21 protein-coding genes and 1 riboswitch are annotated in these 24,378 nt (G+C 49.1%); of the genes, 12 read left to right on the top strand and 9 right to left on the bottom strand.

Features of this window, described 5'->3' with window-relative positions; all coding sequences use genetic code 11:
* Positions 1 to 69: 69 nt before the first annotated feature.
* Positions 70 to 1,788, bottom strand: coding sequence for a gamma-glutamyltransferase (gene ggt, locus HPY31_RS05820; RefSeq protein ID WP_172139291.1), 1,719 nt, complete (start codon positions 1,786 to 1,788; stop codon positions 70 to 72).
* A gap of 182 nt (positions 1,789 to 1,970) precedes the next feature.
* A riboswitch (cyclic di-GMP riboswitch) is annotated at positions 1,971 to 2,059 on the bottom strand.
* A gap of 240 nt (positions 2,060 to 2,299) precedes the next feature.
* On the opposite strand from ggt, the gene HPY31_RS05815 reads away from it, so the two are divergent.
* From HPY31_RS05815 to HPY31_RS05805, 3 genes are all read left to right on the top strand, one after another.
* The gene (locus HPY31_RS05815; RefSeq protein ID WP_172139289.1) at positions 2,300 to 2,917 is read left to right on the top strand and encodes an SET domain-containing protein; all 618 of its coding nucleotides are present in this window, start codon (positions 2,300 to 2,302) and stop codon (positions 2,915 to 2,917) included.
* Between the two features lie 79 nt (positions 2,918 to 2,996).
* Complete coding sequence (locus HPY31_RS05810) at positions 2,997 to 4,664, top strand: glutamine--tRNA ligase/YqeY domain fusion protein (protein WP_216675492.1); 1,668 nt, start codon at positions 2,997 to 2,999, stop codon at positions 4,662 to 4,664.
* 121 nt (positions 4,665 to 4,785) lie between these two features.
* Complete coding sequence (locus HPY31_RS05805) at positions 4,786 to 6,120, top strand: APC family permease (RefSeq protein ID WP_172139285.1); 1,335 nt, start codon at positions 4,786 to 4,788, stop codon at positions 6,118 to 6,120.
* 69 nt (positions 6,121 to 6,189) lie between these two features.
* Here the strand turns inward: HPY31_RS05805 and HPY31_RS05800 are convergent, their stop codons facing one another.
* Positions 6,190 to 6,618, bottom strand: coding sequence for a GNAT family N-acetyltransferase (locus HPY31_RS05800; RefSeq protein WP_172139283.1), 429 nt, complete (start codon positions 6,616 to 6,618; stop codon positions 6,190 to 6,192).
* Positions 6,619 to 7,095: 477 nt separating this feature from the next.
* Between HPY31_RS05800 and HPY31_RS05795 the strand changes: the two genes are divergently transcribed.
* Entirely contained in the window at positions 7,096 to 7,944 is an 849-nt protein-coding gene (locus HPY31_RS05795) for an alpha/beta fold hydrolase (RefSeq protein WP_172139281.1), read from the top strand.
* Positions 7,945 to 7,984: 40 nt separating this feature from the next.
* Here the strand turns inward: HPY31_RS05795 and HPY31_RS05790 are convergent, their stop codons facing one another.
* On the bottom strand, positions 7,985 to 8,680 hold the full coding sequence (locus tag HPY31_RS05790; protein ID WP_172139279.1) for a hypothetical protein: 696 nt from the start codon (positions 8,678 to 8,680) through the stop codon (positions 7,985 to 7,987).
* A gap of 155 nt (positions 8,681 to 8,835) precedes the next feature.
* Between HPY31_RS05790 and HPY31_RS05785 the strand changes: the two genes are divergently transcribed.
* The 4 genes from HPY31_RS05785 (at position 8,836) to HPY31_RS05770 (ending at position 14,222) form a co-directional block, all read left to right on the top strand.
* Positions 8,836 to 9,576: a gluconate 2-dehydrogenase subunit 3 family protein gene (locus HPY31_RS05785; RefSeq protein ID WP_026134000.1), complete on the top strand. Its 741-nt coding sequence runs from the start codon at positions 8,836 to 8,838 to the stop codon at positions 9,574 to 9,576.
* Positions 9,577 to 9,590: 14 nt separating this feature from the next.
* Positions 9,591 to 11,312 (top strand): GMC family oxidoreductase, encoded by a 1,722-nt coding sequence (locus HPY31_RS05780; protein ID WP_172139277.1) that lies wholly within the window; start codon positions 9,591 to 9,593, stop codon positions 11,310 to 11,312.
* Positions 11,313 to 11,532: 220 nt separating this feature from the next.
* The gene (locus tag HPY31_RS05775; RefSeq protein WP_172139275.1) at positions 11,533 to 12,741 is read left to right on the top strand and encodes a trans-sulfuration enzyme family protein; all 1,209 of its coding nucleotides are present in this window, start codon (positions 11,533 to 11,535) and stop codon (positions 12,739 to 12,741) included.
* 26 nt (positions 12,742 to 12,767) lie between these two features.
* Positions 12,768 to 14,222 carry a sigma-54 interaction domain-containing protein gene (locus HPY31_RS05770; RefSeq protein WP_172139273.1) on the top strand — a complete coding sequence of 485 codons (1,455 nt, stop codon included), beginning with the start codon at positions 12,768 to 12,770 and terminating at the stop codon, positions 14,220 to 14,222.
* 64 nt (positions 14,223 to 14,286) lie between these two features.
* On the opposite strand, the gene HPY31_RS05765 is transcribed toward HPY31_RS05770, so the two are convergent.
* The 3 genes from HPY31_RS05765 to HPY31_RS05755 all read right to left on the bottom strand — a co-directional run bounded on the left by HPY31_RS05765 (position 14,287) and on the right by HPY31_RS05755 (position 16,299).
* Entirely contained in the window at positions 14,287 to 14,610 is a 324-nt protein-coding gene (locus HPY31_RS05765) for an antibiotic biosynthesis monooxygenase family protein (RefSeq protein ID WP_015893708.1), read from the bottom strand.
* 76 nt (positions 14,611 to 14,686) lie between these two features.
* Complete coding sequence (locus HPY31_RS05760) at positions 14,687 to 15,580, bottom strand: arylamine N-acetyltransferase (protein ID WP_172139271.1); 894 nt, start codon at positions 15,578 to 15,580, stop codon at positions 14,687 to 14,689.
* Positions 15,581 to 15,783: 203 nt separating this feature from the next.
* A complete protein-coding gene (locus HPY31_RS05755; RefSeq protein WP_015893706.1) occupies positions 15,784 to 16,299 on the bottom strand; it encodes a stalk domain-containing protein in 516 nt (171 codons plus the stop codon).
* Positions 16,300 to 16,522: 223 nt separating this feature from the next.
* Here HPY31_RS05755 and HPY31_RS05750 point away from each other — a divergent pair, with 223 nt between their 5' ends.
* Positions 16,523 to 17,212 (top strand): uracil-DNA glycosylase, encoded by a 690-nt coding sequence (locus HPY31_RS05750; RefSeq protein ID WP_172139269.1) that lies wholly within the window; start codon positions 16,523 to 16,525, stop codon positions 17,210 to 17,212.
* A 79-nt stretch (positions 17,213 to 17,291) separates the two neighbouring features.
* On the opposite strand, the gene HPY31_RS05745 is transcribed toward HPY31_RS05750, so the two are convergent.
* The gene (locus tag HPY31_RS05745) at positions 17,292 to 17,933 is read right to left on the bottom strand and encodes a thiamine diphosphokinase (protein ID WP_172139267.1); all 642 of its coding nucleotides are present in this window, start codon (positions 17,931 to 17,933) and stop codon (positions 17,292 to 17,294) included.
* A 34-nt stretch (positions 17,934 to 17,967) separates the two neighbouring features.
* Positions 17,968 to 18,378, bottom strand: a complete 411-nt coding sequence (locus HPY31_RS05740) for a 2Fe-2S iron-sulfur cluster-binding protein (RefSeq protein WP_172139265.1) — start codon at positions 18,376 to 18,378, stop codon at positions 17,968 to 17,970.
* Positions 18,379 to 18,520: 142 nt separating this feature from the next.
* Here HPY31_RS05740 and HPY31_RS05735 point away from each other — a divergent pair, with 142 nt between their 5' ends.
* Positions 18,521 to 19,429, top strand: a complete 909-nt coding sequence (locus HPY31_RS05735; RefSeq protein WP_172139263.1) for a GNAT family N-acetyltransferase — start codon at positions 18,521 to 18,523, stop codon at positions 19,427 to 19,429.
* Positions 19,430 to 19,445: 16 nt separating this feature from the next.
* Here HPY31_RS05735 and HPY31_RS05730 read toward each other — a convergent pair whose 3' ends face one another.
* Positions 19,446 to 20,252 carry an Fpg/Nei family DNA glycosylase gene (locus HPY31_RS05730; protein WP_172139261.1) on the bottom strand — a complete coding sequence of 269 codons (807 nt, stop codon included), beginning with the start codon at positions 20,250 to 20,252 and terminating at the stop codon, positions 19,446 to 19,448.
* Between the two features lie 206 nt (positions 20,253 to 20,458).
* Here HPY31_RS05730 and HPY31_RS05725 point away from each other — a divergent pair, with 206 nt between their 5' ends.
* Positions 20,459 to 21,616, top strand: coding sequence for a THUMP domain-containing class I SAM-dependent RNA methyltransferase (locus tag HPY31_RS05725; RefSeq protein ID WP_172139259.1), 1,158 nt, complete (start codon positions 20,459 to 20,461; stop codon positions 21,614 to 21,616).
* Between the two features lie 74 nt (positions 21,617 to 21,690).
* Positions 21,691 to 24,339 carry a DUF4855 domain-containing protein gene (locus HPY31_RS05720; protein ID WP_172139257.1) on the top strand — a complete coding sequence of 883 codons (2,649 nt, stop codon included), beginning with the start codon at positions 21,691 to 21,693 and terminating at the stop codon, positions 24,337 to 24,339.
* The last annotated feature ends 39 nt before the right edge of the window (positions 24,340 to 24,378 follow it).

Genomic DNA, 24,378 nt, shown 5'->3' with positions numbered 1-24,378 from the left:
CTCCTAATCCGTGATTGCGAAATAGAAACAGGCAGACTGCTGAGATGAACTCAGCAGTCTGACAAAATATTAATAGCCCATTGCTGCGCCTTCACCGCGAGGGTCAGCACCGCCAAATTTTACATTGGTTTGCGGGTCAATCAGGATTGCGCCGGACTGTCCCATCGCGTCGGTATAGGCTGCTTCCAGCTTTTCAACTGGATGTCCACGTTTTATTAACTCGTCCAGGACTTCTTGAGGGATGCGGCTTTCCACCTTGAGATTGTTGGAAGCAGATCCCCAGTTGCGTCCATGCAGCCATCTTGGCGCTTCGATTGCGTCTTGCACGCTGAAACCAAAGTCGACGATGCGTGTGACGAGAGCGGCTTGCGTTTGCGGCTGTCCTTCTCCCCCTTGTGTTCCGTAAAGAAGATAAGGCTTGTCCCCTTTAAAGAGCATAGCTGGGTTAATGGTGTGGAAGGTACGTTTTCCTGGTTCCAAGTGATTGATGTGTTTGGAATCCAAAGAGAAATAGCTTCCGCGGTTTTGCAAAAGGACACCCGTATCTTTCGCTACGATGCCGGAACCCCAGTCAAAGTAGTGACTCTGAATGATGGACACGGCATTTCCATCTTTGTCGACGATCCCGAACCAGGTTGTATCGCCTTTTGGATCAAGCGGTTCTACGGATTTGGCGGCTTGCTTCATATCAATGCGCGCAGCTAAATCTTTTCCGTGCTGCTTGGACAACAGCTCATCCACAGGGATATCCGCAAAGGCAGGGTCAGTCAGCCATTTGTCGCGGTCAGCAAAAGCTTGTTTGGTAGCTTCCACAATCGTGTGGTAGTAATCGGGTGTTCCTTCACCCATGCTCTTGAGGTCAAAGTTGTTTAAAACATTAAGAATAGAGAGCGATGCCATCCCTTGGGAGTTAGGCGGAACGTTATACGCTTTGTAACCGCGGTAGTCTACCGTAATGGGATCTGCCCAAGTGGAGGTATGCTTTTCAAAATCTTTCAACGTGAGCAATCCGCCGTTGGCTTTCATGTCTGCAACGATTTTTTTAGCAACCTCACCTTTATAAAAACCGTCAGCGCCTTTTTTCGCAATGATTCGCAAAGTATTGGCGAGATCCTTTTGTTTGAGAATTTCGCCTGCTGCATAAGGATCGCCGTTGGGCTTCAGGAATGTTTTGCGGAATCCATCAAAACGTTGAAGATTCTTCAAGTCATTGTCAGTTGGATCTGTCGCGTATTTTGTCCAATATACTTGGTTGGGGGAGACGGGATATCCGTTCTCGGCGTATCCAATGGCAGGCTCCAGCAGTCTGTTCCATTGAAGCTTACTGTTGCCCATGCTTTTATGAGCGTAGTTGTACGCCTCCCACCAGCCGGAGACGACACCAGGGACAGTGTTTGCGGACTCATAACCGCGGGACGGGATTTTTTCGTAGCCTTTGCCTTTGTAATAGTCGATGGTTGCCTTTTCGCCTGCGCGACCACTGCCGTTCAGCGCTTTCAGCTCTTTTGTTTTGGCATTGTAAATGAGCCAGAAGTTATCTCCGCCAATGGTTGTGTAATGAGGATAGACAACAGCTAAGGTGGAAGCGGCTGTAATAGCAGCATCTACTGCATTTCCACCGTCTTCCAAGGTTTTCAGGGCCGCAGCCGTAGCCAGGTAGTGAGGAGTCGTCACCATTGCGTTCGGTGACATCGATGTTGGACGGTTAGCAGCTTGTGCTCCAGAGAATGTTGATACCCCGATGACAGCAGTCAGCGCGACGGTCGAGAGTTTCTTCCAGAATGACATTCCTATGAAACCTCCTTCATGATGAAAAAGAATAATGATTCATTAAACCGGCTATCCGCTGTTGCCTCACCTCCTTTAAAAGTTAAAAATACACAAACATACAAAAGTAGACAAAAATAGACATTATGAGCGCAAAAAAAGACCAATGATATAGGATCATTGGTCGCGTCCTACATCAATACTTCGGTAGCTGGCAAGCGTGTCCGCTGTTGCGGAGGTAGCCCCTGTAGCTTTGCGTCGCCGGATTTCCCCGGGTATGCCGTTTCGATATCAATGGGTGAAGCATAAAATGACACATATACTGATGCAATCGTTGTGGGAAAATGTTCCTAAAACTCCGTTTGCCAATAATATAGACTATTTACCATTTGTGGTAAATAAGAAAAATATTTTAATCCGGAAAAATAGTTAGGAATGCTATGTATTTTTCGAAAGATATTCACACACCTCCTGGGGCAAAGCTGCTTATGATGATAAAAAGGCACATTTGCCAAGGAGTGAAACAAAGACCATGATGCATCCCGATACAGAATTGCGCTATATCAACGATGAGATCGGGTACGGTGTGTTTGCGACAAGGTTTATCCCAAAAGGAACGATTGTATGGGCACAGGATGATTTGGACCAAGTATTGGACCCTGCATTTGTGGAAAGACTTGACTCATTACGAAAACAGGACGTACAAAAATATTCGTTTAAGAACCAGTTCGGAAAGTACATTCTTTGTTGGGATAAGGCAAGGTACGTGAACCACAGCTTTCATGCGAATTGTGTGCCGACCATGTATGATATGGAATTGGCTGCAAGGGATGTTTTTCCGGGCGAAGAGCTGACTGATGATTATGGAACGTTAAATTTGGATGAACCTTTTGAGTGTTTGCCCGAGTCCGACACGGACCGCTCCCGTGTAATGCCCGATGATTTGCTTCGGTATTACCCGCAGTGGGATCGGATTGCAGCGGAAGCATTCCAACGGTTCAATCATGTTGAACAGCCTTTGCTGCATCTGATCCCCCCGAAGCATCTCGAAACGATTCGTGGGATCACGGAGCAGCGCTTAGCCATTGATTCTGTTATTCACCTGTATTGCAGGTCACAATGGCAAACGGGGCAGCAATGGGAGACGTGAGCGGGTCGGTCAACGACCCGATTTTGTTGAACTCTGGGTTGAGAATCAGTATTATGGAATGTAAAGGTGAAGTGAAAGGTTGATTTCATTGGAAAACAAGGTAGCGGCATCCAATTTTATCCGCAATATCATGATTGATGACTTGCAAGAGGGCAAAGTAAAGGAAATCATTACCCGCTTTCCCCCAGAACCGAACGGGTATCTTCATATTGGACATGCAAAAGCGATCTGCCTCAACTTTGAGTTGGCACGAGAATTTTCCGGCAAGGCCAACCTGCGTTTTGACGATACTAACCCGGTGAAGGAAGATATCGAATACGTAGAGGCTATCAAAAGAGACGTTCAATGGCTTGGCTTCGAATGGGACGGGTTGTTTTTTGCATCTGATTACTTTGAAGAGATGTACAACCGAGCGGTACTGTTGATTAAAAAAGGTCTGGCTTACGTAGACGATCTGTCTCCAGAAGACATGCGTAAAATGCGTGGAACATGGACAGAGCCAGGCACAGATAGTCCGTTCCGCAGCCGGTCTGTGGAGGAAAATCTGGACCTGTTTGCACGTATGCGCCAAGGGGAATTCAAGGACGGGGAAAAGGTGCTGCGTGCGAAAATCGACATGGCTTCGCAGAACTTCAACATGCGTGATCCGGTTCTGTATCGAATCTCCCATGCAACGCATCACAACACGGGCGACAAATGGTGTATTTATCCGATGTACGACTTCGCTCATCCGTTGGAGGATGCTATTGAGGGCGTGACACACTCCCTGTGCTCGCTGGAATTCGAAGATCATCGCCCGTTGTACGACTGGGTAGTCCGCGAGTGCGAGATGGAGAAGGTACCACACCAGTACGAATTTGCTCGCTTGAACCTGACAAACACCGTTATGAGTAAACGCAAGCTGAAACAGCTTGTCGATGAGAATGTAGTAGACGGCTGGGATGACCCGCGCATGCCAACCATCGCAGGCTTCCGTCGTCGCGGCTATACACCGGAAGCGATTCGTACATTCGCTCGTGAAGTAGGGGTAGCGCGCGCGAACAGCACTGTTGACGAGAAAATGCTGGAGTATTTCATCCGTGAGGACCTGAAGCTAAAGGCACCACGTACGATGGCTGTTTTGAATCCGTTGAAGGTCGTCATCACGAACTATCCGGAAGGACAGGTCGAGATGCTCGAAGCGGAGATCAATCCAGAGAACCCAGAGATGGGCAATCGTGAAATTCCGTTCTCCCGCGAAATCTACATTGAGCAGGACGACTTCATGGAAAACCCGCCGAGCAAGTATTTCCGCCTGTTCCCAGGAAATGAAGTACGTCTGAAGCACGCGTATTTCATAAAATGCAATGACGTTGTGAAGGATGCAGAAGGCAACGTGATCGAGATCCATTGCACGTATGACGCTGAGACGAAGAGCGGCAGCGGTTTTACAGGTCGCAAGGTAAAAGGTACGATTCACTGGGTGGATGCGACTCAAGCAGTTCCTGCAGAATTCCGTTTGTACGAGCCACTGATTATGGATGATGAAGATGCAGAGGGCACATTCCTCGACAATGTTAACCCGAATTCGTTGGAAGTGCTGCAAGGCTATGTGGAGCCAAATATGAAAGAAACCAAGCCTCAAGACAAGTATCAATTTTTCCGTCATGGCTATTTCAATGTCGATCCGAAGCATACGACAGATGATAAGCTCGTATTCAACCGGATTGTATCATTGAAGAGTTCCTTTGAACTGCCAAAAGCATAGGAAATACTCATATAAATCAAGCGCTGCTGTGCATGGAGAACCCGTGTGCAGTGGCGCTTTTTTCTTTCGTGATTATAAATTGACGTGTATAATTATTCTGTTACAAAAAGGGGGACAGGCAGTGAACGGGAGAGCAGAACTAACACGTAGTTTGAAGTTGCGGCATATTGTCGTAATTGGACTGGGCTACATGGCCCCGATGGCCGTTTTTGACACCTTTGGCATTGTTTCTGGAGAAACGGGGGGGCACGTTCCTGCTGCTTATGCAGTCACACTTCTTGCAATCCTGTTTACGGCAGCAAGCTACGGAAAGATGGTACGGCTATTCCCATCAGCAGGGACCGCATATACGTATACGCAGCAAACGATCCATCCGTATGCCGGATTTCTGGTAGGCTGGGCGTCCTTGCTGGATTATTTGTTTTTACCGATGATTAACGCTTTGTTGACAGGGGTTTACCTATCATCCGTATTTCCTGATGTATCGACTGTATGGTGGATTATAGGATTCATTGTACTGGTGACGGGGTTAAACGTATTTCGCGTAACAGTAACCGCATCCGTCAACTCGATTTTGGTGCTGTTTCAAGTCGTCGTCGTCGTGCTGTTTGCGGGATTGGCAATCCGTGGTCTTATGCAAGGTGACGGGCTTGGGCAAGTATTCAACCTGCGTCCATTTTTGTCACCGGATATGTCTGTCCTTGCACTGCTTTCCGGTGCATCGATTCTTTGTTTTTCCTTCCTTGGCTTTGATGCCGTGACAACGCTCACGGAGGAAACCGTCGATGCGAAAAAGACGATTCCTCGCGGGATTATGCTCGTAGCACTCGCGGGAGGAGCGCTATTTATTACGGCTTCTTATTTCATGCAATCATTATTTCCTGATGTTTCGGTATTATCTGATCCAGAAGCTGCTTCAGCGGAGATTGCGTTGTTTATCGGCGGAACCATTTTTCAATTGGTGTTTTTGGCCGCCGCCTTGTCCTCAACGCTCGCTTCCGGGCTTGTATCCGTCACGAGTGTCACGCGTTTGTTGTACGCAATGGGCAGAGACGGATTTTTGCCGAAGCGCTGGTTCGGTTATGTACATCCGAAGCTGAGAACGCCCGTGCTTAACGTTTTGTTGGTAGGAGCGTTGATGCTGTTTGCTTTGTACATGGATTTGCTAACCGCCACGTCCTTTATTAACTTCGGCGCACTGATCGCCTTTAGCTTTGTAAACATCAGCGTAATGGCGTACTATTTCCGCAAACAAAAGAACAAGTCTATCAAGGATTGGTGGGGCTTCGTGTTGTCTCCACTCATCGGGACAACGTTCATCGCCTTTTTGTGGGTCAACCTAGAAGCAACGTCCATGATGCTGGGCTTGCTATGGAGCTCTGTCGGCCTGATCTACTTGTTGTATTTGGTGAAGGTCAAGAAAACCAATTTGGAAATGGTGAAATTTGAGGAGTAACATGTGAAACACAAAGAGCCCTACGCCATTATTGGATGTAGGGCTACCTTTTTGCGGAAGATTAGACTGCTAATCAATTCTCTTTTGTAGGTAAAATCTTTGATGGGAAAGAGGGCAATCATCGAGTACACCATGTATCTCGTACCCATGTTTTACATAAAAGTCCTTTGCTTGAAAATCAAAAGTATCTAAATGAATCAAATGAATTCCATACTCTCTAGCTGTGTTTTCAATTTCAAGAAGAAGCTTGCTTCCCAATCCGTTCTTTCTCAAATCATCTCTGACCCATAAAGCATCAATGTACAAACATCTCCAAGAATAGTACACACAGTTTATTCCTGCAATGATATTGCCATCTTCATCACGAACGTGTTTATTGATTTTTGAAAAAGGAACAGTCAGTTCAAACGGAACATTCGATTCATTGTATTCAACGATTCTTTGCTCAATAAAACCCGCGTCATCTTTCGTGCTTTCTCTGATTAAATATTGTCCCATGATAACTCCTTTATTTCGTTATCTTGAATATTTGATTAAACGAAACTCCCAGTTCAGCGTTTGACTACTAGTATATCACGGGTGTATGGAAGACACCGTATCACGCGGTTTTGGTAGGAGAAAAACAAGCAGCTCGCAGAGGAAACAGGAGAAATAAGCGAAGATCTTAGGGACACCGACCGAGACGGAGTGCAAAAAGCGAAACAAGCTTTTAAGCGTCCACCTCTGAAACACATCATGAGGGGACCACTTTGGACGCGGTTTCGCTTTTTGCATGGAGTCGTGCAGTCAATCCCCCAGGGGGTGGCCCTAGAATCTGAGCCCTGTTTCCTCCTCACCACGACAGCCTGAACAAAGAGGTATTTACCAACCCTCTTCTAGACGATTAAGTAAAGAGAGAGTAAACTTGGCAAAGGCTTTCGCATGCTCATATTGGCGTGCTGATCCCCAAACGTATTTAGTAAGGAGGCAGGCAAAATGAACGCAGCATTGTTCGCGCAAGTCAATCGTTTGCAGGTAGAAGGGGGCACACTGGAGTACGGTGTAACAGGAAAGCCAGGTGCACCTGCCCTGCTGCTTTTGCATGGCATTCGCAACACCAAGCTACTGTTTGCGCCCATCTTGCCAGCATTGGCAGAGCGATATCGGGTGATCGCGGTAGATATCCGAGGTCACGGGAATTCTGTGAGCCATGGCTCCTTTTCATTTGAGCGGATCGTAACGGATTTGATTCAACTTTTGGAGAAAGAACAGCTCGAACAAGTAACGATTGTCGCAGCTTCCTTTTCAGCTGTGCCTGCCCAGATGCTTGCGATTCGCGAGCTCAAGCGCGTAGCTGCGCTCGTTTTGCTGGATGGAGGCTATTATTCCTTGGGAGAAGTCCCTGGATTCAATCGGGAGAAGGTTGTCGAGCGGCTGGCTACCACGCGTTTTTCTTCCGTAGAGGAGGCAGAAAGGCAGTTCTCTGAGCGGTATGGTAAGAGCGTGATGCCAGAGGGGTGGATGCGAGAGGAGCTTGTGAAAAACGAAGACGGAAGCTACGGATACCGTTTGCCGAGGGAGGCGTTTTCCGCTTACTTCCAGGAGTACAGCGTCCATAGCCAACCGGAATTGTTCCAACAGCTAACATGCCCCGTGCTATTACTGCTGGCTGACGACAGCTTATTGTCAAAAGAAGAGCAGCAGTTTCATCGACAGGCAGTTGCCACCTATCAAGGAATAGTGAAGCAGGCCGAGGTGAAAATGATACTGGAGGCACAACATTTGCTGATGGTGACGCATCCGCAAGAGACCGTGAACGAAATCCATGATTTTTTATCGAAATAAGGGAAGGGACAAGCGAGTAGGCTTGTCCCTTTTTCTATGGTTACCGCTTCGCTTCACGAATAAGCACGTTCAACTGTTCAGCCATGGCTTGTTGATTCTTCTGATCCTTCATTTGTTTTTTCACCGTTTCTAGCGCTTTGATGCCTTTTTTTGAGCTCACGACCTTCACGGGTGTATCTGTCCCATAGATACGCTCGATTTGGGCGCGTGCTTGTGCAAATGTGCTCTGATGATCGCTCGTACCCAATGTCCCTGGGGTTCCGCTCCCTGATTTTGTACGGGCAGCATCATGCCCGCGACTGGAGCTTCCGGAGTAATTACTGATGAGATGGGACTGCATCGGGTCCATTTGATTGATCGATTGTGTATTGGCAGTAGAAGGAGCCAAGTAGATGGCGTCGTTCACAATCAACGCCTGGACGCCGTGTACGCCCGCTGCCTTCAGTTGGGCTTCAAGCTTTGTGGAAGGACCACCTGTGTGCAGGTGTGAGCTGCCCATGGAGCTGTAGAGAGCATTGCCCATTCCGCTATGCGTATGGCCGTGTGCGTTTGTCGTGAATTTCTTATCGCGATCCACGCTTGGAATAACCGTTGCGGCTTTTGGGACTTGCGTTGTGGACTGTGTGCGTGCTGGCGTATGTGGCTTCGTAGGCGGAGCGGCTTGATTCATACAAGCTGTCAGTAGAAGTACAGTCCCTAAACCTGCGGTTCCAACCCATTTGTGGAAGTGCTTCATCAAGATCCCTCCAAGTCATCCTACCTATGTAAAGTTATCTTTTGTTCGCTGCATGAAGTTATGAGTGGAGCTTGTTGGAAAAATTTCTGTGACCACGATTATCTTGAGGAAAAAATGCACAAACCAAAGGAAGGAAATCACTGGAGGTGGTAGATTTGGCAGATTCAAACAACGTGAAGGAGCAGCCAGTATCCCGAAGGAACTTCTTGAAAAACTCTGGCTTGGTGCTCGGGAGCTTGGTCGTGGGTGGCGTGGCAGGGAGCTTGCTTCGCAAACCGGAACCTCAAGCCCAGCCAGCAGCCCCGCCCCCTGCGGCCGATTACAATCAGGCGCTGATGTTTTTTACACCTGAGCAATTCAAGGTGGCAGATGCCGCTTGCGAGCGCATTTTTCCTGAGGATGAGCTAGGTCCGGGCGCGAAGGCACTTGGTGCAGCTTATTTCATTGACCACCAGCTAGCGGGGGATTGGGGCTTTAATGCTCGGGAATACATGCAAGCGCCCTTTTATCCGGGTGAGATTACACAGGGCTATCAAGGCAGGTTAAAACGCAGGGAAATATTCGATATCGGCCTACAAGAGATGAACAACTATAGCAACAGTACCCACGGAAAGCGGTTTTACGAACTCCCACCAGAACAGCAGGACGCTGTTTTAAAGGCTTTTGAATCCGATGAAGTAAAATTGACGACCATCTCGGCGAGCACTTTTTTCAATATGCTGCGGGCCAGTACGATCGAAGGTGTTTATGCAGATCCTCTATACGGGGGCAATAAAAATATGGACGGCTGGAAAATGAAGAATTTCCCAGGTAATCAGATGGCGTATACACAGCTGATCGATAAGCCTGAGTTTGTGAAGATGGCTCCCTTAAGCTTGCGGGATCATCAACATTAGGGAGGACTGTACATATGGCCAAAAAGTTACCTAAGGTTGACGTCGTGATCGTGGGGGTGGGCTGGGGTGGAGGCATTATTGCTTCTGAGCTAACCAAGCAAGGTCTGACAGTAGTGGGGCTAGAGCGAGGCAAGGAGCGCAAAACCGAAGACTACTTCATGGTACACGATGAATTGCGTTATGCCCTCCGTTACGAGCTGATGCAAGATTTGTCCAAGGAAACGATCACTTTCCGCAGTAAAATGAACGTTCGTGCGCTTCCCATGCGGTCATACGGTTCCTTTTTGCTCGGGACAGGACTCGGGGGATCTGGTGTCCACTGGAACGGACAGACCTTCCGCTTCCTACCTTATGATTTCGAAATCCGCTCTAAGACGATTGAACGGTATGGCGCAAAGAAAATTCCAGAGGGAATGACGATCCAGGATTGGGGCATTACCTACGATCAACTGGAGCCGTACTTCGATAAGTTTGAAAAGATGGCGGGAATCGCTGGCGAGGAGAATCCGTTGGGGGGGAAACGCTCCAGTCCTTATCCGACGCCTCCGATGCGTACTACACCGAGTATGAAAATGTTTGCGGATGCGGCGAAAAAGAAAAACCTGCATCCATACATCCTTCCATCAGCCAATCTCTCGCAAGCGTATACCAATCCAGACGGGGTGGCGCGGGCTGCATGTCAGTACTGCGGCTTCTGTGAAAGGTTTGGCTGTGAGTACGGAGCAAAAGCCGATCCAGTGGTGACCGTGATCCCGGTGGCCAAGAAGACAGGGAAGTTTGAAATTCGCACGCATTCCCATGTCCGCAGAATTTTACATACAGGGAACAAGGCGACAGGCGTCTTGTATACGGACGTCACGACAGGGGAGGAATTCGAACAGCCCGCTGATATTGTCGTGATGACCAGCTATGTATTCAACAACACGCGCATCCTGCTCATGTCCAAGCTGGGAAAACCGTATGATCCAACAACCGGAAAAGGCGTGATCGGTAAAAACTACGCCTATCAAGTCTTAAGAGGAGGCGCGGTGGGCTTCTTCGACGACAAGGAGTTTAACAATTATGCAGGCGCAGGATCGCTGGGAATGTGTTTGGATGACTACAACGGTGATAACTTCGATCACTCCAATTTGAAATTTATCCATGGTGCGAATATCTCTGTCACACAAACCGGCTTTCGACCAATTGGCACGAACAAGGTACCGCCGGGAACGCCTAGCTGGGGCAAGGATTTCAAGGCTGCTTCGATCAAATACACAAATCGATTCATATCCGTAGGTGCCCAAGGAGCTTCCATGCCATTTCAACAGCATTTCCTTGATCTGGACCCGACGTACAAGGACGCTTTTGGAGATCCGTTGATCCGCATTACGTATGATTTCGTCGACCAGGACAGGGAGCTAGCGGCATTTTGTGCAGATAAATGCGCGGAAATTGTCAAAGAAATGGGAGCGAACGATAAGCTCGAAATCAACCGCAAGCTCGGACCCTACGATATCACGCCATACCAATCGACGCATAATACAGGTGGCGTCATCATGGGTGCTTCACCAGACACTTCGGCCGTCAACAACTATTTGCAGATGTGGGATGCAGAAAACGTATTTGTCGTAGGAGCTTCCTCCTTTGCGCATAATAGCGGCTACAATCCGACAGGAACGATGGGCGCTCTTTCCTATCGAGCAGCAGAGGGCATTTTGAAGTACAGGAAAAGCGGGGGCGGTATGCTTGTATAAGCTGTTTTTCTAATCATGCAAAACAAAATTGCAACTATGCGAAAAGTCGTTGGGGCAACTAACGGCTTTTTCCGCGTGCATCTGAGAAAATTGATTTGCATAATTGCGAATGTCGATGGCAGAAAAAAGTGCAAAGCCCTGGTATGATGCGGTTTCTCACCTTGGCATGAACCTTGCTATACCCTTTGGTAACAGCACAAACCAAAGGGAGAGACAATCAATGACGACAAATAAGTGGAAGATGGACACCTCCATTATTCATACCGCACAAACGCCTTGCCAAAAAACAGGAGCAGTGGTATCCGCAGTCGTGCCTGCCGTAGCCTATGCTTTTCCAGATGCAGATTCCGCAGCGGCGTGCGTGGCTGGCGAGCGAGAAGGAACGTACTACGGAAGGTATGGCAACCCTACCATCGCCACTTTAGAGCAAAAAATCGCCGCATTGGAAAATGGCGAAGCCGCCTTGGGTGTAAGCAGTGGGATGGCTGCTATTTCGGGGGCTTTGCTCGCCTTTTTGAAACAGGGTGATCATGTCGTGTGTACGCGGGATGTGTACGGAGGCAGCTACAAGTTTCTTACGACTATGGCCCCGCGTTATGGCATTGTGACGGACTTCGTCGATTGCACCGATTTGCAGGCAGTCGAGAGTGCCTTTTTGCCGAACACAAAAGTCCTGTACATCGAAACACCCTCGAACCCGTGCCTGACTGTTTTGGATATCTCGGCGCTGTCCCGCTTGGCGCACGCTCATGGCATTGTGGTAATCGTCGACAACACCTTCTTAACGCCGTATTTGCAGCGACCGCTTGAGCTAGGGGCGGATGTCGTCGTGCATAGCGCCACCAAATATTTGAACGGACATGGTGATGTGATCGCGGGCTTCATCGTTGGGAAGCAGGAGCATATCCAATTCATGCGCAAAAACGTCATGGGTGACTTGGGACAAAATTTGAATGCCTGGGATGCTTTCTTAATCCTGCGTGGGCTGAAGACACTCGGCTTGCGCGTCAGACAGCATGGACAAAACGCTCAGGCAGTCGCAGAGTTTTTGGCGAAGCACCCTGCAATCTCGCACGTCTACTACCCTGGTCTGCCTTCGCATCCACAGCATGAGCTGGCTAAACGGCAAATGGCGGGAATGGGCGGGATCGTTTCTTTTGAAGTAAAGGGCGGTTACGAGGCAGCGAAATCTTTCATTAACGCTCTGCACTTGGCTATGATATCGTTTAGTTTAGGAGATCCCGAGACACTGGTACAGCATCCTGCCTCGATGACGCATTCCTCGATCCCTGCTTCCGAGCGGATCAAGTTCAACATTACGGACGGTCTGATTCGCTTATCGACTGGTTTGGAGGACGTGGAGGATATCATCGCAGATTTGGAGCAGGCGCTAGCTAGCTTGCCATTGGCGGCAGCGTCGAGGGGATAAAGGAACGTGAAACTGGAGGATGGGGCATGACAGAGTTTTCCCGGATCGAGGAATTCATTCAATCGTACGCCGACAATATTTCCAAGGTACTGGGACTCGATGTCACCATCCTGGATGAACAAGGGATACGTGTAAGCGGAACCGGCTACTATCAGGAGCTGATTGGATTGCCTGCGCCGGAGGGATCGTTTTTCCGTATGATCCTGCAAACCGGACAGCCGGGAATGATTTTTGACATGAAAAAGAACGAGTCGCAGTGTGGCAATTGCAAGTTTTTGCAGCAATGCCGGGAGCTGGCGACGATTGGATTTCCGGTGCACAAACGGGAGAAGACGGTAGGAGTCATCGGAATTATCGGCTTTTCCCCTGAACAAAAGGAAAAAATGCTGCACCACTCGGAAAAATGGATGCCGTTTTTGCAGCATACCAGTTCCTTGATAGCGCACAAGCTGCTTGAGCTGGATGCGGAGCGGGAGAAGAGCTGCAACATCCAAGAGGAAATGCCACAGGCCACGGTTCATCCGGTGTATTTCGCCCAGCTGATTGGGGCAGAAACAGGTTTGCGAGATGTGATTGCCAAAGCGAAAAAAGTGACGAACAGCATTTCAACGGTTCTGATCCGGGGCGAGAGCGGAACGGGCAAGGAGCTGTTGGCCAAAGCCATCCATTGCGAGAGTGGGCGCAGCAGACAGCCATTTGTAGCAGTGAATTGCGCGGCGATTCCCGAGACCTTGCTGGAAAGCGAATTGTTCGGGTACGAAGGTGGCGCATTCACAGGCTCCAGACGTGAAGGGAAGCCGGGGAAATTTGAATTGGCCCACAAAGGCACAATTTTTCTGGATGAAGTAGGCGATATTCCGTTGTCCCTCCAGCCCAAGCTGTTGCGCGTCCTTCAGGAGAAAACAGTAGATCGGGTGGGCGGCGTAAAAACGTTGGGTGTCGATGTGCGTGTCATTGCTGCTACACATCGGGATTTGGAGAGCATGGTCAGGGAAGGAACGTTTCGCGAGGATTTGTATTACCGACTCAACGTCATCCCCCTGCGGTTAAAGCCGTTGCGTGAACGTACGGAGGATATCGCGCTTTACTTGCAGCACTTCCTGTATCGGTATGGGACGTTGTTGCAAAAAGGTAGACTGGAGCTCGAAGCCCAACTCGTCCAACGACTACAAGCATACGAATGGCCGGGGAATATTCGTCAGCTGGAAAATGCCGTCGAGTATATGGTCAACATGGCGGAGGGGCATGTCATCGGCAACGAAGAGCTTCCTGAGTATCTGCTGTTTGAGGATGAACCGACGACAGTGGGCAGCGATTTGGGGCTGGAAAAGCTGGTGGCAGAATATGAACGCTCCATTCTCCAGCGCTATTTGAACGCAGGCAAGTATGGACAGGATAAAGCCGCGATTGCCAATGAGCTACGGATCAGCTTGTCGACCTTGTACCGGAAGATGGAGAAGTACGGATTGGAAAAAGGATAGAGGAAAATAAAAACCAGCCTGGTTTGATCGGAGTTATTCCGAGGTCGGGCTGGTTTGTTTGTATTTACGAAGGGTTCGGTTCTTTTTTCGCTTTCAGCTCGTAATGGCCAGTTTTGCCGCTAATGTACCACTCTGGAGTTTCTTCTTCACGTGCTTGGCGGTGACCTGCCAGATGAACATCACTCAGCTCCCACTGCTTCCACGCCTCTTTTGATTCCCAACGGATCATGACGACCACTTCTTCTTCACCTTTGTGTGGCTTCTGTACCAGCACGCTCAAATCTACAAAGCCAGGAGCCTTCTCAACAGCACCAGGCTCGCTAAAGCCTTGTACGATTTTGTCAGAATGACCTTCCTGGACGACGTATGTTTTTATCTCCATCATCATGAAGTGCGACACTCCTTATATACCATTTCCCTACTTTTCCATATTAGTGAGAAATATTATCATTGTCAACCAGATATTAGGAAATGGTAGGGCGATCGAGAGCTTCGTTTTCAAGTGGGACTTCTTCTTTTTTGGGAGCAGTGAAAATATCAATACCACGCTTAAGCAGGCTTTCTACCGCTTCGCGAACAGGGAGAAGTGGCAGTTGCATTTCATCGGCTACAGCAGCTTCTATATCAGCGATAGTGTGGAGAGGTGTTATCTGGTTGGTGCCATCTGAATAACCGATGTGGAGAGCGTTGTTTTTGAGGAGTACGAAGCGATCCCTCTCCAGCTGGAAACGATGGATGTGAAGTCGATTCAAAAAGAAGGCCTCCGGTAAAAAAGAGGAGCGGATGGCTTCCGACAGGTCAGGCAGTTCTTTTCGTTCATTCGGATGAAAATCCCACGGAGGAATTGCCACTTTTCCGTTTTCATACCGCGTAAAGCGATAGTGTTCAGGATGATCGGGACTTTTGGTCAAATCCATCGAGGCAGTGCCAAAAGGCCTTACATGGTTCCCCTCTTCGAGAAAATGAATTGGTTCAAAGATAGGAGCGGTAGCCCCCGCATCCACATAGACAGGTGTCTCTCCTGTATTCGGGCCATCGATCAGGATGGCAGCATGCCCACCGCCTGGCAAGACGAGCTGACCGTAGAATCCGAGAGCTCGAAGCAGAGAGAGAAAGCTGTGATTGTTGGTATAGCATGTGCCGCCAAAATGATAGTGGATCGCATTGTGCACATATTCCTCAGGGGTCGGTATCTCATGGTTCCCGTCACGGAAGAAGAGCAGCTTGCTTACATTTTCATAAGGGAAGGTCTGCAGATGCGCGCGACAGAGCTCACTGAGATAAGAGAGGCTAGGGGGCTTGCGGTCTAGCTGGAGACGTTGAAGGTATAAACTCGCCCAGTTCGGGAAGGTAGACATAAACAAGTTCACTCCTTATATAAAATAAATAGTAAATAAAAATGTATGTTAAGTGTCGATGGAGAGATCGTATCACATGGGACAAGTGGTAATCAATCTAAATTTTTCCAAGAAACAAAAAAGGCACCGGAAGGATAGCCTCCGGTGCTTGCGGGTCCCTAGTCCGCTGTCTTTTTCGTACGAATAGATAAGTGCAGAAGAAATTATAATAACGACTTAATTTCCCCGGTATTCGGGTTCACTACGAACCAGCCATACGTACTGGTGTAGCTGTCGCCAGATTGGAAGTTGTTTACGACCGTTTGGTACACTTGAATGACATAGTGACCTTTTTCGTCGTCGTGAGCGTACTCGACTACATGTGTCGGCGAGAGTTTGCCAGCGAATTTCTTTTTCACCAGCTCGATCGCTTCCATTTTGGAGTACATTTTTGCTGATGGAATTTTACCGATGAAAATCGATTTGGTTCTCGCGTCGTAAATGACCGGTTTGTTCAGGTTCTCAGCTACGAAGCGGATTGGCACATAGACGGAGTTTTTGTACATGATGCCTTGTACGTCGCTGTTTGGTGATTTCGGCAACCCGTCAAAGTAATAGGTGAACGGTGTTTTCATGCCTTCTTCCGCGTCTGGAAAAGCGGGTGCTGCAATGGCAATTCCGGAAAAGAGCACCGAACCTACAACAATGCCCCCCAAAAATGACTTGATGTCCCATTTCATGATGTGAAACCCTCTCCCTTTCTCTTTTCTCTAAATCTTCCCAGCAATCATTATGTCAAAGATCATAGGAGAAAAGCTATCAAACGAGGGTACTAGGAAACAAAGACTAGGAATCATGGGAAAGATAGGACTAAATCAGAATAGTCCTAGTTCTCGAATCAGTGGTTCAGTGATTGGGAGGATTGTGGTAAGGTAGAAAAAAACAGCGGACAAGGTGAGGAACATGACTACCATATTGCAAAATGACTGGGCCCCCGTATTGGCCGATGAATTCGAGAAGCCCTATTATGTAAAGCTTCGTCAGACGTTGAAGGAAGAGTATCAGACGCAGACGATCTACCCAGATATGTTTCATATATTCACAGCGCTGCACCTGACAGAATATCAGAATGCAAAGGTAGTGATTTTGGGGCAGGACCCGTATCACGGACCAGGACAAGCACATGGATTGAGCTTTTCGGTCAAGCCGGGAATCAAGCCGCCGCCGTCTCTGGTCAACATCTATAAAGAGCTGAAAAGCGATGTCGGCTTTGAGATCCCTCAGCATGGTTACCTGAACCATTGGGCGAAGCAAGGCGTCATGATGCTGAACACCGTTCTGACGGTTCGTCGCGGTACTCCGAATTCACACAAGGACATTGGGTGGGAGACGTTTACAGATCGCATTATTCATTTGTTGAACGAGCGGGAGACCCCTCTCGTTTTCATCCTGTGGGGAAAGCATGCGCAGGAGAAGGCGGCATTCATTGATCGAAACAAGCATTTCGTCATCGCCTCCCCGCATCCGAGTCCATTTTCGGCGAACCGCGGCTTTTTTGGCAGCCGTCCTTTTTCGCGGACGAATGAGTTTTTGCGTTCACGCGGGCTTCAAGAGATTGATTGGCAGTTGCCGATGCAGGTTGAGGAAGAGTAGCCTGTATTTGTGCAGGGAAAAGGAAAAGGATCTCCATTGTTTTGCACCATGCAAAGGAGATCCTTTCTTTTTCTAGTGATTAGTCTTTGCTTTTGACAACGAGCAGCTTGCCCGTTTGAATCGTGATTGTTCCAGTCTGTTCCGTTAACAGATTGCTGATGCCAAGCGTGTCGCCGATCCGCAGGGTTGCGTCCTTCAACGGATAGAGGAATCCGGTTAAGGTAATTCCTGTGACTTCTGGTGTAAAGGGCAGCAGAGAGATATGATCGAAATGATCCTGCTCTATCGTACTCTGGCGGTCAATCAGCCGGATTTCATTGGTCTCATCGAGGATGCGGCAGTTGGAGCCCGTCTGCAAAGCTTTGTTCAGCAAGTGTACGTTTGCCAGCATATGATCAAAACGAGAGCCGAGCACACCGAGCAGCACAATTTCCTCGGGCTGTTGCTCGATTGCCCAAGTAAGGGCCATCTCTGTATCGGTCAAATCTTTCATAACGGGATCGCAGGAGGAGACGTGCATACTGTGGCGTTCAATTTCAGTCATTTCCTCGGAGCTGACAGAATCAAAGTCACCGATCGACAATTTTGGTACGAGACCGTTGCGAACGAGGAACAAGGCACCTCTGTCAACACCGACGAGCCAATCATTTTCGCGTATCTCTTGGATCGCCCAGTTGCCCAGATTGCCACCAGCGAATAGTAGGATGCGTGTAGGATTCATGCTACGGCCACCTTTTTTCTATTAAAAATATCCTCTATGTAGGAATCGAAGAGCGAAATGTGCTTTGACAAGCGAGGCGATAGCCTGTAGCGAGCTTTTCTCCCAGCTTTGCTTTCTCCTGTTCGGTTGGGGTGTCGAGTAAGGATGCACCAGCTACGATCTGTACACTGCACTTGCCGCAATGCCCTTGTTGGCATTTGTAAGCGATGGGTTGAGCTTGCGTGAGCGCAGCTTGTAATAACGTCTGAGAGGGAGTGTACCGGACTGGCATCGTTTGTGAGCGTTGCTTCACCTGTACGAGCTTCTGCTCTGATTGGGGGCGAGCCGGGCTTATTTCTGTTTTTTTCACCGACGTTTGTGGTTGCACGGGAACGGGAGCTGGACTCGACATCAGTACGTCAGATCGTCCAGGGATGAGCGAGCCGACCGTAAGCTGTTTGCGCATAGGAACCTCCCGAGTAAGTGATTTTTTTCATATTACCATGTCAGGCGTGTGGGTGACAAAGCTGGAGGAAGTGTTTGTAGATGATTGAATTTTTAGATTTTATCGATTAAAATATTTTTATCAAAACCAGGAGGGTGATACCATGATTACCATCAAACGGATGAGCGACTGTACCTTTGCAGAAGTGACCAAAGCGTGGAACAGAGGATTCGAAGGCTATTTTATCGAGTTTACGATGACAGAAGAAATGCTTGTCCAGCGACTGGGGGGCGAGGGATACGTGCTGTCCCTGTCTGTGGTTGCTTTTGACGGCACAGAGCCGATTGGCTTAGTGGCCAGTGGGATGAGGACTGTTGCAGGGAAAAAAGTCGCCTGGAATGGTGGTACGGGTGTCGCCACGGAATATCGTCGGCAGGGAGTAGGGAAGCAACTGATTGAAGCGGCATTGGAGTTATACAGAGAAGCTGGGGGGGAAGTAGCTACCTTGGAGGCATTGAGCCAAAATACCAAAGCAATTGCTTTGTATGAGCAAAAAGGCTATGACGTCGTGGATCGTCTGTTGTTTTTGCAGCAGAGTGGACCTCTGGCAGAGAAGGCCTTTCAGACAAATGAACAGGCTAATTATCGGGTTCGGCGCATTTTGGCCCAGGAAGCCGCCGTGCTGCCGTTTTACGTAACCGATGTCCCTTGGCAAAATTATTGGCTGAACTTGCGAGATTCGCAGGCCGTGCTCGTAGAAGACAGAGAGGGTCAGGCAGTCGGCTATGCGATGTACAAGTGTGTGGTAAACGAAGAAGGCAAAGTGAGTGGGATCGTGCTTCGTCAATGTGTAGCGCAGCCAGAGCATCCTGGTGCACCAGACATTTTGAAAACCGCACTCGGGCATGTGTATGGACCGCTTGCACACGAATGCCGCCGGTCTACGTTTAATTTGCGTGCGGCTGATACCTTGCTTGTTGAAATACTGCAAGCGGCAGGTTTCAGTCCTTCCGAGACAGAGCAGGTGTTTATGATCAAGCAGATGGAAGCTTCACAGACCCCTGTCGTCTAGGGAGTGAAGCAGCTAGTCAATGCTGGCAGTTCGTGCAGGCAAATACTTTGCGGGAGGAGAGCTCGCTCTTTTCAATAGGTTGTCCACAGCGAGGGCAAGGCTCTCCACCGCGATCGTACACCTGGCAGCGCTCATCGAAGCCACCTGTCAGGGGATCGCCTTGAAAAAGCGGCTGCATGTAACCGCCGAATCGAATCGCTTCTGTAAGCACGGTTTGCATGGAATGATATAGTCGTTTTTGTTCCTCGAGAGAAAGTGTCGGGATCGTCCGGGTAGGCAGGATGGCGGCATGAAAGCAGATTTCGTCCGCATAGCAGTTGCCGATGCCCGCGAGCCAATGCTGATTGACTAGCGCTGTTTTGAGGACACCGCGTTTGTCAGTGAGTAGCTCCGTAAATCGGGTAAAAGTATACAGTGGGTCCAATGGCTCGGGCCCAAGAGGAGCCAGTCTTTCGTCGATCTGAACGTTGGTGAGTAAATGCAAGTAGCCTAAACGGAGGCCGTGAAAATATAAAAGGTGTTCTCCAAAGGCAAGAGTCACTTGGGCGGTTCTCTTTAGCTTGTCTTCTCCAGAGCTCAGGTATAGAAAGCCGCCGAGCATCAAGTGAAGCAGCAGGACATGACCACTTTCCAGATGGAAGAGAAGATGCTTGCCACGGCGGTCGACAAGTGTCAGGCGATTGTCTTGCAAAAGACGAGCGAATTCCGCAGGAGGCAAATTAATCGTTTTTTCCCGCTGAACGTGTGTGGCCGTAATCGTTCCACCAACGATTTTCTCCTGTAGCAGTCGGCGATAGTTCTCCATTTCAGGTAATTCTGGCATGCTGACTCCCTCCCATACACAAGTTTTTTTTGTAGGATTTCCCATAGGGATGATTCGCATGCCGTACCCGTCACTGTTTTTCGGTGATGGGTCTTTTGAATTTAGACAAGTTTACCAACGCTATTCGGAAATGGGGTAATATAATATGTAAGGTAGTAGGATGAGGGCATGGCCCGAAGGATTATTGGACGGACAGGAGATTACATATGCAAAAAGTAGAATTGATCGCTACGGCGACTTTTGGTTTGGAATCAGTAGTAGCAGAAGAGGTGAAGGCGCTCGGATACGGACCCGTACAGGTGGAGAACGGCAAGGTAACGTTCACCGCAGATATTTCTGCGATTCCCCGCACAAATTTGTGGTTACGAACTGCCGACCGCGTGCGTCTAAAGATAGGAGAGTTCAAAGCAACTACGTTTGACGAGCTGTTTGAAAAGACAAAAGCACTGCCATGGGCCGATTGGATCACAGAGGATGGGACATTTCCTGTGGAAGGGAAATCAGTCAAATCTACCTTGTTCAGTGTGCCGGATTGCCAAGCTATCGTGAAAAAAGCAGTCGTAGAAAGTCTGAAAAAGACCTACAAGCGCGAGTGGTTCGATGAGCAAGGGCCGCTGTACAAGATCGAGGTGGCACTTCTCAAGGATGTGGCGACGCTCACGATTGATACATCAGGACCGGGTCTGCACAAGCGTGGCTACCGGGAATTGATCGGACAAGCGCCACTAAAAGAAACCATGGCTGCGGCGATGATTATGCTGTCTCGCTGGAAGCCTGATCGGGTATTCATGGACCCATTCTGTGGATCGGGTACAATTCCCATTGAGGCAGCGTTGATTGGACAAAACATCGCACCGGGGATGAACCGGGAATTCGTTTCCGAGACGTGGCCTATCATTACGAAAACAGCTTGGCGTGAAGCTCGTGCAGAAACGCATGATTTGGCGCGCTATGATCAAAAGCTGGAGATTATCGGGACAGATATGGATGACGAGATCCTGAAAATTGCCCGCCGCAACGCGACGGAGGCTGGTGTAGATGACCTGATTCATTTTCAGCGCATGGATGTACGAGATGTGCGAACCAAGCGAAAGTACGGCTACTTGATTTGCAATCCACCTTATGGAGAGCGCTTGGGAGAATGGAAGCAGGTTGCCAAGATGTATGGCGAAATGGGGAAAACCTTTGCTGCCATGGATACGTGGTCATTCTACGTTATTACGTCAGATGAGCAGTTTGAAGAGCATTTTGGTCGTACAGCAAGCAAGAAGCGCAAGCTCTACAACGGAAATATCAAGGTAGATTACTATCAGTTTTTCGGACCTAGACCGCCGCGCGGACCAATGGTTACCCCAACCGAATAAACATAAGGGGTGTGTTCAACGGATGGCTTTTTGAACCACCTCTACAGAAGGGGCATATTGGAGGAGAAAATGTAATGAGCAAGAAACGATTCGGGAGCAAAATGTTGTTTGCTTTATTGGCTGCGACTACATTACTGGTCCAAAGTACGCCGTTGACTCATGCTGCGACGGAGCCAAAGAAACCGGCTGTAGACACCAAGAAGCTAGAAGATCAGTTCAAAAAACAAGAAGAAGCACACACGGAGTTTACGGATTTGGGCAATAGCTACGCTAGAAAAGCCGTAAATAGACTAGCAGCCCTTCATATGATCAGTGGTCAGGGAGAAAACCGTTTCAACCCGCAAAACACGATTTCTCGACAAGATATTGCGGTACTTTTGACAAAAGTAATCGGTCTTCAACCAACAGAAATTGAGAAAGCCGTTTTTGAAGATGTTCCGTTGGAAAATCCTTATGCACCGTACGTTTATGGACTCTCCGAGCTGGGTGTGATGAACGGCAAAAGTGAGCATACCATGGGTGCTCTAGACCCGCTTACAAGACAAGAGCTGGCTGTCATGCTGTCTCGCTTGATGAAAGAAGGATCTGTGACCAAAGTGGCAGGTCAGACTCCTGTTACATACAACGATGGAGAAGAAATCGCCGACTACGCCAAAACGGCTGTGGAAGAAGTAACGAATCAGCGTTGGATGCAAGGTGCAAACGGCAAGTTTAATCCGACAGGAACCGTCACGCGTGCAGAGGCGGCTGTGATCGCTGAGCGCGTCTTGGATGCACGCTACCAGCAAGCAGAACAGGTGAAATACAAAGTAGATGTAGAGCGGCTGAGTTTGGCTGCTGGCACGAGCCAACGCTTGAAGGTAAACAGCATCGGCGGAGATGAGCTGCCTTTTACACCTATTTTCGCTTTTGATCGTCCTGAGCTGGGAACCATCTCGGCTGACGGAACCTTTGTTGCTGGTCCTACGGCGGGAAAAGGAAATCTCACGGTGACAGTCGGTTACAAAACGACGACAATTCCGGTTGAGATCAAGAACGCTAGTGAGCCAGCTGTCGAAAAGGCAGAGGACACGCCAACGACTGCTCCGGTGACTTCCTCGAATGACTCGGCAACGAAAGTCGATGAAAGCAAGAAGGTAGTAGAAGAAGAGGCGAAGGAGCCAGCGAAGAAGGACGAACTGGTCAATATCGCACCGGGCAGTTATACAGCGGTTACTACTTTTGGAACGCCAGACTCGTATTTCCAAGAGATGGAGAAGAAGTATCCAGGTCCTGTAGGTGGACTTGTAACGCCTACAGGAGATTGGACGGGATACTACCGTCAGTTTGGGCGCAAGGTGACCGTTGAGCTCGACGAGGCGAAGCCATTGGAGAGAGTTGCGCTAACGTTTAAGCAGCAGAAGACTTCGGGTATCACGATGCCAGAATACATGGAAGTCGAGGTATCTCGTGACGGGAAAGTGTGGTCGTATGCGGGAAGAGCCGTACACGATGTTTCCCCCAATGAGGACAAGCTGGTTACACGCACATTGAGCGTGACCTTGCCTGACGTCAACATCCGCTATGTCCGGGCATCGTTCCCGGTGAAAGTATTTACGTTCGCTCGCCAGCTGGAGGTATGGGCAAAAGCGGAGAGCGAGTGGAACAATGGCGCTGTCTTGCTGCCGCCACCGAACCCGGCGAAGCTGGAAGAAGCCAAACAATCAGGGCGTCGTGTGGAAAATATGCTGCTCGCTTATAGCGGAGAGCATGGCGAATACGGGACATGGACCAAAGAGGATTTCCTCCCGATGGTTGGCTACCGCACTGTAGATGGTTATATGCGTGACCAGATGTTTGACACGATTCTGTTCCTGCCGTATCAGACTATTCCTGCGACGAAAGAAAGCTGGACAAAGTACATGAATGATTTGTTCGGCTCAAACAAGCAGCTTGACGCTCTTAACCAGGCTATGCGGGAGTACAACCGCCTGCGCGGAACGCTGTATTCGACACCGACACAGGAAAATGTCGTGCTGGCACTGCCGTATCCGAATGCCAGTCAGACCAATTTTGGTCAGCTGGATGAAAAGAAACCATCCCTCTCCTTCAGCCCTGCGGGAATTGGAGAAGAGCAAGCATATTTGAATCGCAAAGCTGCAATGGAGTGGTACTTCCAGGAGCTCATGAAGCGCTGGAACAAGGAAGGATACGCTTATCTGAAGCTGGAAGGAATCTATTGGTTCCATGAGCTGGTGGAGGATAGCGCACCGAAAGAGCGTCAGTTGATTCGTGACATGGGTAGCATGGTGCACGACGAGGCGTTGCGCTACTACTGGATTCCGTATTTCGGATCACCGGGAGTGTCCGAGTGGAAATCTCTTTATTTTGATAAGGCATTCCTACAGCCGGGCTATTACAGCGACAAGCCGGTGGGAATTGACCGTATTCAAGGCGTACTGGATGTCGTCAAGAAGTACGACATGGACATCGAGATCGAAGGCGACCGGAAGATGTACGATGATCCGAAGTTCTATCAGACCTACTATAATCAGCTAGTTGCCACCCACAAGCTGGGGATGGATAAAAACAACGTGCATGCTTACTACTTTGGCTCCAAGACATTGCTAGAGTCTGTCAAGAGCACGGACCCTGTCAAGCGCGCCATCTATGATGATACGTACAAATGGATGCGCGGTCGTTTGGACAGAACAGAATTCTTCGAGGGCAGCGAGATGCCGTAGTGAATGGAAAAGAGTCTGTTTCCCGTTTGGAGGGAAGAC

Origin of the sequence: Brevibacillus sp. HB1.3, assembly GCF_013186635.1 — a bacterium.
GTDB lineage: Bacteria > Bacillota > Bacilli > Brevibacillales > Brevibacillaceae > Brevibacillus > Brevibacillus brevis_D.
Note: the sequence above shows the minus strand (reverse complement) of the source record. Positions and strands in the feature narration are given on the sequence as shown.

Excerpts from the sequence above, each read along its gene's own strand:
- HPY31_RS05740 (WP_172139265.1), bottom strand. The coding sequence starts at position 18,378 with ATGCGCAAACAGCTTACGGTCGGCTCGCTCATCCCTGGACGATCTGAC.
- HPY31_RS05765 (WP_015893708.1), bottom strand. The coding sequence starts at position 14,610 with ATGATGATGGAGATAAAAACATACGTCGTCCAGGAAGGTCATTCTGAC.
- HPY31_RS05800 (WP_172139283.1), bottom strand. The coding sequence starts at position 6,618 with ATGGGACAATATTTAATCAGAGAAAGCACGAAAGATGACGCGGGTTTT.
- HPY31_RS05815 (WP_172139289.1), top strand. The coding sequence starts at position 2,300 with ATGATGCATCCCGATACAGAATTGCGCTATATCAACGATGAGATCGGG.
- HPY31_RS05750 (WP_172139269.1), top strand. The coding sequence starts at position 16,523 with ATGACTACCATATTGCAAAATGACTGGGCCCCCGTATTGGCCGATGAA.
- HPY31_RS05760 (WP_172139271.1), bottom strand. The coding sequence starts at position 15,580 with ATGTCTACCTTCCCGAACTGGGCGAGTTTATACCTTCAACGTCTCCAG.
- HPY31_RS05725 (WP_172139259.1), top strand. The coding sequence starts at position 20,459 with ATGCAAAAAGTAGAATTGATCGCTACGGCGACTTTTGGTTTGGAATCA.
- HPY31_RS05745 (WP_172139267.1), bottom strand. The coding sequence starts at position 17,933 with ATGAATCCTACACGCATCCTACTATTCGCTGGTGGCAATCTGGGCAAC.
- HPY31_RS05720 (WP_172139257.1), top strand. The coding sequence starts at position 21,691 with ATGAGCAAGAAACGATTCGGGAGCAAAATGTTGTTTGCTTTATTGGCT.
- HPY31_RS05795 (WP_172139281.1), top strand. The coding sequence starts at position 7,096 with ATGAACGCAGCATTGTTCGCGCAAGTCAATCGTTTGCAGGTAGAAGGG.
- HPY31_RS05735 (WP_172139263.1), top strand. The coding sequence starts at position 18,521 with ATGATTACCATCAAACGGATGAGCGACTGTACCTTTGCAGAAGTGACC.
- HPY31_RS05790 (WP_172139279.1), bottom strand. The coding sequence starts at position 8,680 with ATGAAGCACTTCCACAAATGGGTTGGAACCGCAGGTTTAGGGACTGTA.
- HPY31_RS05770 (WP_172139273.1), top strand. The coding sequence starts at position 12,768 with ATGACAGAGTTTTCCCGGATCGAGGAATTCATTCAATCGTACGCCGAC.
- HPY31_RS05780 (WP_172139277.1), top strand. The coding sequence starts at position 9,591 with ATGGCCAAAAAGTTACCTAAGGTTGACGTCGTGATCGTGGGGGTGGGC.
- HPY31_RS05730 (WP_172139261.1), bottom strand. The coding sequence starts at position 20,252 with ATGCCAGAATTACCTGAAATGGAGAACTATCGCCGACTGCTACAGGAG.
- HPY31_RS05775 (WP_172139275.1), top strand. The coding sequence starts at position 11,533 with ATGACGACAAATAAGTGGAAGATGGACACCTCCATTATTCATACCGCA.
- HPY31_RS05755 (WP_015893706.1), bottom strand. The coding sequence starts at position 16,299 with ATGAAATGGGACATCAAGTCATTTTTGGGGGGCATTGTTGTAGGTTCG.
- ggt (WP_172139291.1), bottom strand. The coding sequence starts at position 1,788 with ATGTCATTCTGGAAGAAACTCTCGACCGTCGCGCTGACTGCTGTCATC.